The organism is Streptomyces sp. NPDC006368, assembly GCF_040612535.1.
Taxonomy (GTDB): domain Bacteria; phylum Actinomycetota; class Actinomycetes; order Streptomycetales; family Streptomycetaceae; genus Streptomyces.
In genome coordinates this window covers 100,334-115,183 of sequence record NZ_JBEXQK010000013.1, presented here as the reverse complement: position 1 = coordinate 115,183, position 14,850 = coordinate 100,334, and the positions used below count along the sequence as shown (strand labels likewise).

Sequence of the window (14,850 nt, the reverse complement as noted above, 5' to 3'; positions counted from 1 at the left end):
GGTGTTGCCTGATGACGAGCTTATGCCGCCAAGGTCCCCTTGCCCGCATCGGCGCAGGAGTACGACAAGGAGAGATTCCGTGGCGGTGGGGGGTGGTGGGTGGGCGCGTCCCTTTTCGAACGCTTACGATCCTCTGCGTGTCCAAACTGACCGACGTGCCCAAACGGATCCTGATCGGCCGGGCTCTGCGCAGCGACAGGCTGGGAGAAACACTCCTTCCCAAGCGCATCGCGCTCCCCGTCTTCGCCTCCGACCCGCTCTCCTCCGTGGCGTACGCGCCGGGCGAGGTCCTGCTGGTCCTGTCCATCGCGGGTGTGTCGGCGTACCACTTCAGCCCCTGGATCGCGCTCGCCGTCGTGGTCCTGATGTTCACGGTCGTCGCCTCCTACCGGCAGAACGTCCACGCCTATCCCAGCGGCGGCGGTGACTACGAAGTCGCCAACACCAACCTCGGCCCGAAGGCCGGACTCACCGTCGCCAGCGCGCTGCTCGTCGACTACGTCCTGACCGTCGCCGTCTCCATCTCCTCCGGAGTGGAGAACCTCGGCTCGGCCGTCCCGTTCGTGGTCGAACACAAGGTCCTGAGCGCCATCGTCATAATCCTGCTCCTCACGCTCATGAACCTGCGGGGAGTCAAGGAGTCGGGCAAGCTCTTCGCGATCCCCACCTACGTATTCGTCGCCGGCGTCTTCATCATGATCATGTACGGTGCGTTCAAGGGACTCGTCCTTGACGACACCATGAAGGCCCCCACCGCCGACTTCGAGATCAAGCCCGAGCACCAGGGACTGGCGGGCTTCGCACTCGTCTTCCTCCTCCTGCGCGCCTTCTCCTCCGGCTGCGCCGCGCTCACCGGCGTCGAGGCGATCAGCAACGGCGTACCCGCCTTCCGCAAGCCCAAGAGCAGGAACGCCGCCACGACCCTCGCCCTCATGGGCGGCCTGGCCGTCACCATGTTCTGCGGCATCATCGGCCTGGCCATGGCCACCGACGTGAAGATGGCCGAGCAGCCCGCGCACGACCTGCTCCGCGACGGTGTGCCGGTCGGCCCGGACTACGTCCAGAACCCCGTGATCTCGCAGGTCGCCGCCGCCGTCTTCGGCCAGGGCACGTTCTTCTTCATCCTGCTCGCCGCCGCCACCGCGCTCGTCCTCTTCCTCGCCGCGAACACCGCGTACAACGGCTTCCCGCTCCTCGGATCGATCCTCGCCCAGGACCGCTACCTGCCGCGCCAACTGCACACCCGCGGCGACCGGCTCGCCTTCTCCAACGGCATCGTGCTCCTCGCCGGCGCGGCCATCCTCCTGGTCTGGCTGTACGGGGCCGACTCCACCAGGCTGATCCAGCTCTACATCGTCGGCGTCTTCGTCTCCTTCACGCTCAGCCAGACCGGCATGGTCCGGCACTGGAACCGCCACCTGAGGACCGAGACCGACCCGCCCGCCCGCCGCCGCATGATCCGCTCCCGCGCGATCAACACCTTCGGCGCGTTCTTCACCGGCCTGGTGCTGGTCGTCGTCCTCGCGACCAAGTTCACGCACGGCGCCTGGGTCGCCCTGCTCGGCATGGTCATCTTCTACGGGACGATGACCGCGATCCGTAAGCACTACGACCGGGTGGCGGACGAGATCGCCGCGCCCGACGAGCCGAGCGACGACACCGTCCGCCCGTCCCGCGTGCACTCCATCGTCCTGGTCTCCAAGGTGCACCGGCCGACGCTGCGCGCCGTCGCGTACGCCAAGCTGATGCGCTCGGACAAGCTGGAGGCGCTCAGCATCAACGTCGACCCGGCCGAGACGAAGGCGCTGAAGGCCGAGTGGGAGCGGCGCGGCATCAACGTACCGCTGAAGATCCTCGACTCCCCGTACCGCGAGGTGACGCGGCCCGTCATCGAGTACGTCAAGAACATCCGGCGGGAGAGCCCGCGCGACGCGGTCAGCGTGATCATCCCGGAGTACGTGGTCGGCCACTGGTACGAGCACCTGCTCCACAACCAGAGCGCCCTGCGCCTCAAGGGCCGGCTGCTGTTCACGCCGGGCGTGATGGTGACCTCGGTGCCGTACCAGCTCCAGTCCTCGGAGCTGGCGAAGAAGCGGGCGAAGAAGCGCCAGGACTGGAACGCCCCCGGCTCGGTGCGCCGCGGCCCCGTCACCGAGCGCCCGAAGGAGCCGACTGCGAAGAGCTGACCTCCGGGCCACGTAGACTGGTGGGCTGCCACCCCGGCAGCCCCGTCTCACCTCTGGAGTCACCCCGTCATGCAGAACGCACCTGATTCTTCGCTGATCGGGGAGGAGTACGAGGTCGAGGTCGGTCCCGTGGCGCACGGCGGCCACTGCATCGCCCGCACCGACGAGGGCCGCGTCCTCTTCGTCCGGCACGCGCTGCCCGGCGAGAAGGTCGTCGCCCGCGTCACCGAGGGCGCCGCGGACGCGCGCTTCCTGCGCGCCGACGCCGTACGCGTCCTGGAGGCGTCCAAGGACCGGGTCGAGGCGCCCTGCCCGTACGCCGGTCCCGGCAAGTGCGGCGGCTGCGACTGGCAGCACGCCAAGCCCGGTGCGCAGCGCCGACTCAAGGGCGAGGTGATCGCCGAGCAGCTGAAGCGGCTCGCGGGCCTGACGCCCGAGGAGGCCGGCTGGGACGGCACGGTCATGCCGGCCGAGGGCGACAAGGTCCCGGCGGGCGAGGTGCCGGCCTGGCGGACCCGCGTCCAGTACGCGGTCGACGTCGAGGGCCACGCGGGCCTGCGCAAGCACCGCTCGCACGAGGTGCAGCCGATCGACCGCTGCCTGATCGCCGCGCCCGGCGTGAGCGAGCTCGGCATCGAGCAGCGGAACTGGGAGGGCATGGCGTCCATCGAGGCCATCGCCGCCACCGGCTCCGGCGACCGCCAGGTCGTCCTCACCCCGCGCCCGGGCGCCCGACTGCCGATCGTCGAGCTGGACAAGCCGGTCTCGGTCCTGCGCGTGGACGAGAAGGACGGCGGTGTCCACCGCGTGCACGGCCGCCCGTTCGTCCGCGAACGCGCCGACGACCGCACGTACCGCGTGGGCAACGGCGGCTTCTGGCAGGTCCACCCGAAGGCCGCCGACACCCTCGTGCGCGCCGTGATGCAGGGCCTGCTGCCCCGCAAGGGTGACACCGCGCTGGACCTGTACTGCGGTGTCGGCCTCTTCGCGGGCGCGCTCGCCGACCGCGTGGGCGACAAGGGCGCGGTGCTCGGCATCGAGTCGGGCAAGCGCGCGGTGGAGGACGCCCGCCACAACCTCCAGCACTTCGACCGCGTCCGCATCGAACAGGGCAAGGTGGAACAGGCCCTGCCGCGCACGGGGATCACCGAGGTCGACCTGATCGTCCTGGACCCGCCCCGCGCGGGCGCCGGCAAGCAGACGGTCAAGCACTTGGCCACGCTGGGCGCGCGGAGGATCGCCTACGTCGCCTGCGACCCGGCGGCCCTGGCGCGGGACCTCGCCTACTTCGCCGAGAACGGCTACAGGCCGCGGACGCTGCGGGCGTTCGACCTGTTCCCGATGACGCACCACGTGGAGTGCGTGGCGATCCTGGAGCCTGCCGCAAAGGGCGCCTGACCCGCTGGTTTTCCGAGTGTGCGTTATGTGCACTGTGGGCGTTACGGGCGATATCTTGACGCTGGGATGACGCTCGTGACGCTCAAATGACGCTCGATCTGGCGTGGCGTCAGGTAGGGGACCGTGCAGGTCGCGCTGGGTGCTGAGCTCACTTTCCGAGGTCTGACTTTGCGGAGGCTTGGAGAAAATCGGCCCGTTCCGCCGTCGCTGATTGCGGCAGCGGGCTCAGTAGGGGACCCGTAGGGGCTCAAGCCGTGCATGAACGGCTTGAGGTCCTCGGCCCGGGGCTCGGGGATTTCCGGCATCAACGGTGAACCGTCGAGCGGGTTCGATCGTTGCGCCTGACTCTCGGCCGCCCAGGCGATCCATACCTCGGCTTCGTCCTTGGCTGGTCCGAGCGGAGGACTTTCTGTGTGGAGTCGGAGTGCGCGACGTACTCGACTGGGCCCGCCGCGCGCCTCCACGCCGCGTCCGTACAGGGCGCTGAGCAGCCCGCCGAAGGCGATGCTGCCTCCGGTCCGAGCGGGCCTGGCGGTGGCGGACGGTGCTGGTGGTGGCGCGGGGCGACGGCGTGAGTGGTGTGGTGTCCACGGCGGGGCGCGGGCGGACCCGTAGGGCGGCGGCAGGTCGGCGACGGTCGCGCCGAGGTCCTTGGCCGTCCGTGCACTTCGCGGTGAGGAAGTCGATCTGACAGCCGAGCGCGGTGAGCCGGGCGGCGATCTGCCGGCCCTGCACGGTCTCCGGTGCGCCGGCGAACTGGCCTGCGGCCTCCATGAGTTCCTGGAGGTGGATCCTCAGGCCCGCGTCGTAGCCGCGCCGGGTGGCGCCGAGGGGCGCGTTGGACGCGGCACCGGCGTGCCGGGCTTCGATGACGGCCCGGATGACCGTAACGACCTACCTGCCCGTGGCCGGCGCGACCGGCCTCACGTCCGGGGAGGGAAGGGCGCAGCCACTCCGCCATGATCGGACACGGCCCAGAACTGCCTGGTGAAGGAGCACCACCGGACAGCGCCGTGACCGGGACTGGTGATCCCGCACGGACTGGCCATCCGCACTCGTCTCGTCGCTCGGAAGCCCTCCTGGACCGCTACGACGAGTGGGCCGCAAGGCCCGAGAACAAGTTCACCACCTTCTCCAACGCGTCCCCGAAGGACTTCGCCCGGATAGCGGAAATGGCCATCGCCGACCCCAACGAGAAGCTGCACATCAACATGACGGGGCTGAACGAACTCCAAGGCTTCATGGCGGCGGCCCAGCGTGGCCTGAGGGGCGGAGCGGCCGGAGCTGCTGCCACGGACTACGAGATGTCCATGATTGCGAGAGCTCTCGCCAATGGTCAACGCCCGTGGGATTCGATCAAGTTCTACTCCCCGTCAGGTCCGGATGGATCCATGCGACTGGATCCCCCGACAGATATGCCGGATCTATCGGTATTGAAGGGGGAGCTTCCACCCGTGAAAGGCTCGATCATCGGATACTGCCACTGCTGAGGAAGCGAACATGGATACCCATCGGCAAGACCTTTACCCGGACCTGACTGCTTCGGGTGGCCTTGGACCAGCCATGAAAGAGGCAGCGACGTGGCGCGGTTGTGACATCGGGCTGTCGCCCTGGGCCACCGATGTCATCAGGATCGAGACGGCAAGAGGTTACGTGTCGGTCGATCCTGCGACCGAGGAGCGCCTGTTCCGGGTGACAGTCCACATTCCCGGGTTCACCTGGGAGATCGGCTCGACGGACGATCTCGGTTTGCTCGTGGAGGCGGTCGCCGCATGGCGGGAAGGTATGCCGTTCGAGGAGTTGGAGGCGAAATTCGATTTCATGGAGCTCGAAGAATTCGCCAGGGCGCTTGAAACGGGAGAGCCCACCTCTCTGCAGTGGTCCGACCTTCTGTCGTCCGACTTCTAGCGGGGGCAATGGAACCTTCTGCGTCGCCTTCATGCGGATGAGGTGGTGCGGAATATGTTTCCAACGGTTACGCACGGTGCCGTCCGCCTGCGTGTGGATCCGTTGGACGTAACGAGCCGTCAGGTTCTGGTGCATGAGCTGGACGGCGAGCGTTACGAAATCATGCGTGCTGGGGTGCCAGGGGCCGCCTGGGTCGAGGTGTCGGCCGGTGATCTGATCGCCTCCCTGCGAGTCGCGTTGCACGAACAGTGATTTCGACGGATCGATGAAGGTGAAACCCCGCCAGGTGATTCCTGGCGGGGTTTCTCCGTGTTGCTCACGCGTTCGACCCGTACGCAGGCGACCGGGGCGACCCGGTCGACGGATGGGCTGTTCACGGCGTCACCCTCCGCCTCCTGATCGTCTCCGAACTCCCGCGTATCATCGGTCCTTACCCGCCTGCCTGACGTACGCCCGGCTGAAGAGGCCGTCCCATCCCCGGCCGACGCCCATGCCGCTCCCGACCAGGGCGACGCGGCCGAGGGCCACCCCGAAGCCGTCCTGGCGGACGCCGGCCGTTCGGACGATCGTCGACTTGACAGCGAGGGCCTGGCCAAGGCCGTGCAGCGGGATCGGGACGTGCACGAGTGGCCGACAGCGACCCGCGACGCCGACCTCCTAATGATCACTTCGGCGTCTGTCCTGGTTGAGGTGATCCACCCGAGGATCAACGATGCGGCTCACAAGTGCACTCTGTTCCCGGCTGCGATTGGAGCCGGTGCCCCAGGCCATCGCGCAGTCGGCCGCAGCTCTGCTGCGGGCTTCCGGCCTCCACGGCCACCCGTACGCCATCGACGCGATGCTGTGGTGCCACGGCCCTTGCTCAGCCGGCCCGGGGGTTCGAGACCGACCTCCCAGGATGCCGTCCGGGTGAGGTCTCCTAGCATGACCGCATGGTTGCCAGTGACGCCCAGGAGTCCGAGGGAGGCCGGGAAGCCGTGTCCCGCGACGCCGCTGAAGTCGAATACAGCCGCGTGGCCTCAGCGCGCGGGGAACGCCGTGAAGACGGGCTGCCCGGCGGAACACAAGGTGACGATGCGGGAGACAGGGATCACTCGGTTGCTGCTCTGGTGGAGAAGGCGGCCGACCTGGCCGAACCGATCAAGCCGAGGTTGCGTGGCTGGCTCCATGCCGGAATGGTTCCCGCCGCACTGATCGCAGGCGTCGTGCTCATCTGTCTGGCCCGTACTCCGCAGGCGGTCCTGGCCTGCGCTGTGTATTCGGTCACCGCGTGGCTGCTGTTCGCGACGAGCGCCATCTACCACCGCGGTACTTGGGGGCCGCTCGGTGAGGCTCTTCTGCGACGTCTCGACCATGCCAACATCTTCCTGATCATCGCCGGCACCTGTACCCCCCTGGCCGTGCTTCTCCTCCCGCCGGACGAGCGCTCCATGCTGCTGTGGATCGTATGGGCGGGCGCGTTGGCCGGCATCGTGTTCCGGGTCCTGTGGGTCGGAGCTCCGCGCTGGTTGTACACCCCGTGTTACCTGGCCCTGGGCTGGGCACCGGTGTGTTACCTGCCCGACTTCCTGCACACCGGCGGTGCGGCCGTACTCGTCCTGATCGTTGTCGGCGGTCTCCTCTACAGCGCCGGCGCGGTGGTCTACGCCCTCCAGCGCCCCGACCCCTCACCCCGCTGGTTCGGCTTCCACGAGGTCTTCCACGCGCTGACCATGGCGGCCTTCGCCGCGCACTACATCGCCATCTCCCTGGCCACCTACTGACCGCGACAGCGTTCCGGCTCGAGCCGCTCGTCACACACGTTGCCGCGCTGGTCCGCGACGGGCCGGGCGACCGCGCCGAGACGCCGCGCCACTCGCGAAAGCGTCTGCCCTTCCGGCCCGCGAGTTGGTCCTGCGAACGTATCCACGCCGGCAGGTGCAAACCCGGCGCCGCCGATCGCCGGAGCGGGTAGGGCATACGCCGGATGCTGCTGTCGTGGACGTGCCGGTCGGCAGCGTCGTGGATCCTGCTCACGTCGGGTCAGCCAGGCTGCGGAACTCCTCCCCGGCCGTCCTACCAAGTCCTGGGGCGGCCGAACGTCACCGGCTCTGGAGCGTGGGCTGTGCCTTTCGGCGTGCGGCACGTCCAGCCATGGTTCATGCGGCAACGGGATCCGGTACCGGGACCGGGATCGGGCTGGGCGTGTATTGCGGGGAGCGGCGATTGCGCAAGCGCTTCCCGGTGAAGGAGTTTCCGCCGCCCGATCAGAAAGGCACTGATCGCGTGGCTCTTCACGGGTGTGACGCCCCGTAGGCAGGTAAGGAGGGAAGAGCGAGGGAGAGACGAGACAGCGGTCCTTCAGCTGACCTGCGACAGAGGGGGCCCCGTGTTCGAGGCGGAAGACATCAGGGAGTGGCGCGGCCACGACGTGGTCGACCATGAGCGGCACAAGATCGGCGTCCTGGAGGCGGTCTACGTCGACACGGCCACGGACCAGCCCGCGTTCGCGACGGTCACGGTCGGCCTGCCGACCCGGCGCCGGCTGGTGTTCGTCCCCCTGGGTGACGCGACGGTCGGTCCCGGTTATCTGAAGGTCGCCTACGACAAGAAGCAGGTCAAGGAAGCGCCCTCGATCGGCACGGACGGCGAACTGCTGGCGGAGGACGAGAAGACGGTCTTCGCGCACTACGAGCTGGGCTACCGAACGGGTGCGGCCGGCGAGCGCCGTCTCGCCCGCCGCTGATGACTTCCCACCAACTCCCCCCTGAGGTGACACGGATGGCTCTCTTCCTCCTGCTGGTCATTGTGGCCATCGTGCTCGGGATCATCGGAGCGGTGGCGAAGGGCCTGTTCTACCTGTTGGTCATCGGTGTGGTGGTTCTGGTCGCCGACTTCGTCCTCCTCGGCCTGCGCCTGGGGCGCCGCCGCAGGCGCCTGCCCAGGTGACGCGGTCACCCCGGGGCGGAGCACCCCGCTTCGCCCGCCCGGGGGCGGGCCGGCCGAAGCGGCGTGTCGAAGCAGCCTGACGTCATCGCCCAGGAGTGGTCCGCCCCGTCCGCGACGGGGCGGAGGCGTCGGCGAGATCGGCGCCGGTGTCGGCGTCCCGCCGGGAGTGGCCGACGCCGTGCCAGTCCAGGCACATGACGGTCGCGTCGTCCTGCAGGTGACCGTGGTTGGCGTCGACGACCGCCGCGATGAGGGTGCGGGCGGCCTCACGGGGATGCAGCGCGCGGGTGCGGACGATCAGATCCGGCAGGTCGAGGCTGTTGGCGTTGCGCTCCAGCATGCCGTCGGTCAGCATCACCAGCCGGTCGCCCGGCCGCATGTCCAGCGACTGGACCCGGTAGCTGTGAGGGGCATGGAAGCCGAACGGCATATCGATCTTCGGAGTGATCTCCCGCACCTGTCCGTCCCGCATCCGCAGCGGCCAGGGGTGCCCGGCGTTGATGAACTCGGTCTTGCCGTCGATCAGGCTGATACGCAGGAGCTGGCCGGTGACGTAGCCCTGGCGGCCGTGCTCGCGCATGGCCTTGTCGGCCTGGCGGGCCTGCTCGACGAGGTCGGCACCGGCCCGCCGCGCCCGGCGCAGGGCGCCCACCAGGAGAGTGGCCAACAGCGCGGCGTCGACATCGTGCCCCATGGCATCGGTGACGGAGAGCTGGACCGTGTCCCGGTCGATCACGTAATCGAAGGTGTCACCCCCGACGTGGTCGGCCGGCTCCAGCGCCCCGGCCACCGCGAACTGGGCCGCCTCACACGCCAGCGACTCCGGGAGCAGCCGGTGCTGGATTTCCGCGGCCAGGCTCAGCGGCATGGTACGGCGGCCCCACTGGTACACGTCGGTGAAGGACCGGTTCGCGATGACGATGTACGCCAGGGCGTGCGCGGTCTCGCCGATCTCCCGCATCACCTCCGCGTCGGGCGCCGCGGGCAGGAACAGTTCCAGGAGCCCGATGGCGTCCCCGCGGTTGGTCACCGGGGCGACGATCCGCACCAGCGCGCCCTCGCCCTTGTCCTCCACACTCGGCCGCTGGGTGCGGATCACGTCGTCGTACAGGGTGCCCCGCAGCTTGATGCGCCGGGCGGGCTCATCGGTCTCGACGCTGCCCGCCATCCCCAGCCGTACGACCGAGCCGCCGGTGAAGTCGGTGATCAGAAACGACACCGACGCGGCCCCGAGGTGTTCCCTGAGCATGCGCGCGACCACGTCGAGCGACTCCACGGGCGCCGCGGTCTCCGCCGCCGCCAGTGTCCCCGCCAAGGTCACCGCTCTGTCCCGGCCACCGCCGTTCTCGGGAGTACGACTGATCGGCCCACCGTCCCCGTCAGGCCCACATACGGTCACGGTGACTCCTCGCTGCTCGCTGGCGCTCAGGACTCCGTCCCGGGTGGGCGAGGGGCCGGCGCCAGGCCCGGTGCCCGGCAGATGTCATTGCATCACAGAGGCCCTGAAGGGATGGGCCTGGCGGCCGACCGCTACGTCGAACGGTCCGGCGCCGCTGCCGTGTGGAACGCCCGGGCCTCGCAGACGCCCGGCCCACCGGAGTTCATGTCACACGGGTACCGGCGGCGACCCGTGGTGACTGCTGCGGCCTTCACATGCTGCGAGCCCGTGCTGGGCACCTTCGCCGGCTGCCTGCTGGATCGGGCCGATGAGGTGATGCTGCGTGACGCCGTCGGCGAACGTGGTCGCCTCTCTGGTGCCGTGGATCTTTGTTGCGGGCGAAGGCAGCCGTACAGGTGGGGGAAGTCCTGCACGCTCCGCCTGGGTGACCATGACGCTCGTTTGACACTCCGGCCGCCTCAGATCCCGGCCCCAGGTGGGCCTGCCCCCCCTGAACTGCGGATGCTCACACCTCCAGCCCTTGGGGCGTCTTTCCGATGACGCATCACGTGGAGTGCGTGGTGCTTCCGGAGCCGGTGGAGAGGGGCCACCGACCTGTGGCTTCAGCGGACGCACAGTGTGTGCGCCACCTGCGTGACGGGCGACGTCGTCTTGACGCATGTCTGGCGCACGTGACGCACGTGACGCACGCGACCCACGTGGACGCATGCCCCTCGTACCCTCTGGCAGGTCGTCTTTACCGGAAAGCCGCCCCGCCGGCCCGCGTCCGGGCCGTGCTGATGGGCGGCTTTCCGTGTAGCCATTCGGGCTCCGGCCGCCTTCCGGACGGGATGGTCACGGCGGCTCGGCGAACCGCCCCGGTAACGGCACCTGAGGAGGGGGCTGGGCGGTCAGCCCACGAGGTGGTTCTCCCGTGCGGGGCGCTCCGGGAACGGCCCGGGCCGGTGCGTCAGCTTCTCGCCCTCGACGTCGATGTTCGGCAGGAGCCGGTCGAGCCACCTCGGCAGCCACCAGACGGACTTGCGGAGCAGGGCGAACAGGGCGGGCACGATGGCCATGCGGACGACGAACGCGTCGAAGAGGACAGCCGCGGCGAGGCCGAAGCCGATCATCTTGACGAAGTCGTTGTCCTCCACGATGAAGCCGGAGAACACGCTGGTCATGATGATCGCGGCCGCGCTGACGACCCGGCCGCCGTACCGGAACCCGGTGACGACCGCCTCGCCCGTGCGGGCGCCGTGGACGTACGCCTCACGCATCCGGGACACCAGGAAGACCTCGTAGTCCATCACCAGGCCGAAGACCACGCCGATCATGAAGATCGGCAGGGTGCTCATGACCGGGCCCGGCTGGTCGACGCCGAAGAGGTCGGCCAGCCGGCGGGCTGTGAAGGTGAGGAACGGTGCCCATCGGGCACCAGGGGCACCACGCGCAGGTCCGAACCGGTGGCGTGGGCGCTGCGTGGGGCGGTGGTGAGCCGGCGGCGTCAGGAAGGGCGGGTTCGGGGACCGCCATGACTCAGGGCCGCTGATGGGAAGTCGCCCACGGAGGGGCGGTCACTCGGAGGCGACGCTCGTGGAGAGGCCGCCGCCGCTACGAGGCGGGGGAGGAGTGGTGCTCCGTGACGGTGATGGCCGCGGCGGGGCAGACACCGGCGGCGACGCGGACTGCCGCGTGCTGCTCCTGCGGCGGCCGGGCGTTCAGCAGGGTGACCAGGCCCTCGTCCTCGTCCTGGTCGAAGACCCGCGGGGCGCTGAGGGCGCACATGCCGGCCCCCAGGCAGCGGTCGCGGTCGACGCGGACGTCCATGGGATCAGTTCTCGTCCCAGGAGACCGGCAGCCGGTGCACGCCGTAGATGCTCATGTCCGTCCGCAGCGGCACCTCCTCGGCCGGCACGTCCAACCGCAGCGTGGGGAACCGCCTCAGCAGCGCGGGCAGGGCCACCGTCATTTCGACGCGGGCCAGTTGCTGGCCCAGGCACTGGTGGATGCCGTGTCCGAAGCCCAGGTGTCCGGTGGCCTTGCGGCGTAGGTCGAGGACGTCGGGGTCGGGGAACCGCTCCGGGTCCCGGTTGGCGGCTTCCAGCGAGATGGTGACGCTCTCGCCCGCCTTGATGAGCCGGCCCTCCAGCTCGACGTCCTCCAGCGCGGACTTCACGCTGGTGTGGGCGATGGTCAGGTAGCGCATCAGCTCTTCGACGGCCTGGGGGGCGAGGTCCGGGTCCGTACGCAGGGCGTCGGCCTGGGCCGGGTTGGTGAGGAGCGCGAACGTCCCGTGGGCGATCATGTTGGCGGTGGTGTCGAGCCCGGCGGCGAGCAGGAAGCCCCCGACGCCGATCAGCTCCTCGTCGGTGAGGTCCGAGTCCCGGGCCAGGTCGCCGAGCAGGTCGTCGGAGGGTGCGGCGCGCTTGGCGGCGACCAACTCGGCCATGTACTCCTGGAGTCCGGTGAAGGCGGCGTACCGGTCCTCGGGCGTCACGTCCATGGACATGATCGTGTGGGCGTGGCCCTGGAAACGCTCACGGTCGGCGTAGGGCACGCCGAGCAGCTCGCAGATCATCAGCGCGGGGAGGGGGCGGGCTAACGCCTCGACCAGGTCGGCACCCGGACCGCGACGCTCCATCGCGTCCAGGTGCTCGGCGGTGATCTCCCGGACCCGGTCGGAGAGTTGCCGCATCCGGCGGACGGTGAACCTGCCCATGAGGAGCCGCCGGAAGCGGGTGTGCTCCGGCGCGTCCATCCCGGTCATGTCGCCGACCGGGGCGGGCGGCAGCGGGCCCTCGGGCCCGCCGGGGAGGGGGTAGTGCATCAGCTCGTACCGCGAGCTGAAACGCGGGTCCGCCAGGATCGAGCGGACCGTGGAGTAGCCGGTGGCCAGCCAGCCGACGTGCCCGTCGGGGTATGTCATCCGCGCGAGCGGGCTCGCGTCGCGCAGCTCCGCCAGACCGGCGGGCGGGTCGAAGGGGCAACCGGCGGCGCGCTGGGTGGGAAGTGTGACGGGCTCGGCGGTCTTGGACTCGGTCCCGGTCCCTGTCCCGGTCCCGGTCCCTGTCCCGGTCCCGGTCCCGGACTCGGTCTCGGTCTCGGGGCGGGTCGTCGGTTCATGCTGCATGGTGTCCTCCGTGAGAGAGCGACGTGCGGTGAACGGTGACGTGCGGTGGCACCTGGCGGTGGCCGGCGCGAAGTGGGGGGAGGCGGGACTCACCGCTTGACGGTCCGGCCGAAGGCGGAACGCGCCCAGAAGTAACCGACCAGGCTGAGGCCGACGCACCAGGCGAGTGCGATGTATCCGCTGTTGCCGATCCCGGTGCCCATCAGCAGCCCGCGCAGGGTCTCGATGGCAGGGGTGAAGGGCTGGTACTCGGCGAACCAGCGCAGCCCGGTGGGCATCGAGTCGGTCGGCACGATGGCGCTGCCCAGGAAGGGCAGGAAGGTCAGCGGCATGGGCATGTTGCTCGCCGACTCGGGGTTCTTGGCCACCAGTCCGATGCCGGCGGACAGCCAGGTCAGGGCCAGCGTGAGCAGGGTGAGGAGGCCGATCGCGGCGATCCATTCGACGGCCGAGGCGTCGGGGCGGAAGCCGATGGCGAGTGCGACACCGATCACCAGGGCGATGGCGATCAGGGTCTGGACGAGGCTGCCGACGACGTGCCCGGTGAGGAACGCGGCGTGGGAGATCGACATCGTACGGAACCGGTTGACGATGCCCTCGGTCATGTCGACGCAGACGCCGACCGCCGTGGCCACCGCCCCGGCTGTCGCGGTCATGAGGATGATGCCGGGTGCGACGTAGTCGATGTACGCCCCTCCGCCCGCGCCGGGGATTCCGGCGCCGAGCGCGCCTCCGAAGGCGTAGTTGAAGAGCAGGAGCATCATCACCGGCATGGCGACGACGGAGATGGTCATCGTCGGATAGCGCAGGGCGTGCTTGAGGTTGCGCCGCAGCATGGTCTTCGAGTCGCTGAGGGCGTACGCGAGGGTGCTCATCGGGCCATCTCCGTAGCGGTGTCGGGGGTGCCGTGACCGGTGAGGGTGAGGAAGACGTCGTCGAGGTCGGGGGCGTGTACGGTCAGCGACTCGGCCCGCACGGCCGCGCCGTCGAGGACGTCGAGGACGGCCCGCAGGGTCGGGATGCCGCCGTCGCTGGGGATGCGCAGCGTGAGTTCCTCGGCGTCGCGTGCGGCCGCGCCGAAGTGGCGGGCAGCGGTGTCGAGTTGGTCGGCGTCGGAGAACCGCAGCCTGATGTGCCCGCCGGGGATGAGGCGTTTGAGCTCGTCCGCGGTGCCCTCGGCGACCAGCCTGCCGTGGTCGAGGACGGCAATGCGGTCGGCGAGCTGGTCGGCCTCCTCCAGGTACTGCGTGGTGAGGAAGATCGTCACACCGTCCCGGTCGACCAGCTCGCGAATGATTGCCCACATGGTGCGACGGCTGCGGGGGTCGAGCCCCGCGGTCGGCTCGTCGAGGAAGATGATCCGCGGGTCGCCGACCAGCGTCATCGCCAGGTCGAGCTTGCGGCGCATGCCGCCCGAGAGGGTGCTCACGGGTTTCCGGGCGGCCTCCGTCAGCTCGAAACGGTGCAGGAGCTCGGCGGCGCGCCGCCTGCCCTCGGGGCGGGGCAGGTGCTGGAGGTCGGCCATGAGGAGCAGGTTCTCCTCGGCGGTGAGGAGGTTGTCGACGGCGGCGAACTGCCCGGTGACCCCGATGGCGGCGCGCACGTCGTCGGGCCGGTCGGAGAGGTCGTGGCCGGCGACCCGGGCCCGGCCGGAGTCGGGGGCGATGAGCGTCGACAGGATCTCGACGGTGGTGGTCTTGCCGGCGCCGTTGGGGCCGAGCAGGGCGAAGATCGTGCCCGCGGGGATGGTCAGGTCGATGCCGTTCAGGACGACCTTGTCGCCGTACGACTTGTGCAGCGCGCGGGCGGAGATCGCCGGGTGGGCGGTGGTGGTGGCGGGTGTTGTCATGAGGCCGTTGCCCCCTTCAGAGGTGTGACATGCCACCCGTGACACATCACAGATCGTGTCGGTCGCCGCA

General features: G+C 69.6%; 12 protein-coding genes and 2 pseudogenes. 8 read left to right on the top strand and 6 right to left on the bottom strand.

What is annotated here, in order from left to right:
- Positions 1-137: 137 nt before the first annotated feature.
- From ABZZ38_RS13270 to ABZZ38_RS13235, 8 genes and pseudogenes are all read left to right on the top strand, one after another.
- The gene (locus ABZZ38_RS13270; RefSeq protein ID WP_356738882.1) at positions 138-2,186 is read left to right on the top strand and encodes an APC family permease; all 2,049 of its coding nucleotides are present in this window, start codon (positions 138-140) and stop codon (positions 2,184-2,186) included.
- 69 nt (positions 2,187-2,255) lie between these two features.
- Positions 2,256-3,584, top strand: coding sequence for a class I SAM-dependent RNA methyltransferase (locus tag ABZZ38_RS13265; RefSeq protein WP_356738880.1), 1,329 nt, complete (start codon positions 2,256-2,258; stop codon positions 3,582-3,584).
- 959 nt (positions 3,585-4,543) lie between these two features.
- Positions 4,544-5,074 (top strand): hypothetical protein, encoded by a 531-nt coding sequence (locus tag ABZZ38_RS13260; protein ID WP_356738878.1) that lies wholly within the window; start codon positions 4,544-4,546, stop codon positions 5,072-5,074.
- A gap of 10 nt (positions 5,075-5,084) precedes the next feature.
- On the top strand, positions 5,085-5,492 hold the full coding sequence (locus tag ABZZ38_RS13255; protein ID WP_356738876.1) for a hypothetical protein: 408 nt from the start codon (positions 5,085-5,087) through the stop codon (positions 5,490-5,492).
- A gap of 490 nt (positions 5,493-5,982) precedes the next feature.
- Positions 5,983-6,352 (top strand): annotated as a pseudogene (locus ABZZ38_RS13250) (hypothetical protein); the annotation flags it as partial.
- Positions 6,353-6,469: 117 nt separating this feature from the next.
- Complete coding sequence (locus ABZZ38_RS13245; protein WP_356738874.1) at positions 6,470-7,255, top strand: hemolysin III family protein; 786 nt, start codon at positions 6,470-6,472, stop codon at positions 7,253-7,255.
- 605 nt (positions 7,256-7,860) lie between these two features.
- Positions 7,861-8,217, top strand: a complete 357-nt coding sequence (locus ABZZ38_RS13240) for a PRC-barrel domain-containing protein (protein ID WP_356738872.1) — start codon at positions 7,861-7,863, stop codon at positions 8,215-8,217.
- 35 nt (positions 8,218-8,252) lie between these two features.
- The gene (locus ABZZ38_RS13235; RefSeq protein WP_356738870.1) at positions 8,253-8,420 is read left to right on the top strand and encodes a hypothetical protein; all 168 of its coding nucleotides are present in this window, start codon (positions 8,253-8,255) and stop codon (positions 8,418-8,420) included.
- An 82-nt stretch (positions 8,421-8,502) separates the two neighbouring features.
- On the opposite strand, the gene ABZZ38_RS13230 is transcribed toward ABZZ38_RS13235, so the two are convergent.
- The 6 genes and pseudogenes from ABZZ38_RS13230 to ABZZ38_RS13205 form a co-directional block, all read right to left on the bottom strand.
- Positions 8,503-9,741 (bottom strand): PP2C family protein-serine/threonine phosphatase, encoded by a 1,239-nt coding sequence (locus tag ABZZ38_RS13230; RefSeq protein WP_356738868.1) that lies wholly within the window; start codon positions 9,739-9,741, stop codon positions 8,503-8,505.
- Positions 9,742-10,709: 968 nt separating this feature from the next.
- Positions 10,710-11,195, bottom strand: a pseudogene (locus ABZZ38_RS13225) (MMPL family transporter); the annotation flags it as partial.
- A gap of 217 nt (positions 11,196-11,412) precedes the next feature.
- Positions 11,413-11,628 (bottom strand): ferredoxin, encoded by a 216-nt coding sequence (locus tag ABZZ38_RS13220; RefSeq protein WP_356738865.1) that lies wholly within the window; start codon positions 11,626-11,628, stop codon positions 11,413-11,415.
- A 4-nt stretch (positions 11,629-11,632) separates the two neighbouring features.
- On the bottom strand, positions 11,633-12,931 hold the full coding sequence (locus ABZZ38_RS13215) for a cytochrome P450 (protein ID WP_356738862.1): 1,299 nt from the start codon (positions 12,929-12,931) through the stop codon (positions 11,633-11,635).
- 89 nt (positions 12,932-13,020) lie between these two features.
- Entirely contained in the window at positions 13,021-13,806 is a 786-nt protein-coding gene (locus ABZZ38_RS13210; protein ID WP_356738860.1) for an ABC transporter permease, read from the bottom strand.
- Positions 13,803-14,780 (bottom strand): ATP-binding cassette domain-containing protein, encoded by a 978-nt coding sequence (locus ABZZ38_RS13205; protein ID WP_356738858.1) that lies wholly within the window; start codon positions 14,778-14,780, stop codon positions 13,803-13,805. Before ABZZ38_RS13205 ends, ABZZ38_RS13210 begins: the two co-directional genes overlap by 4 nt.
- Positions 14,781-14,850 lie beyond the last annotated feature (70 nt).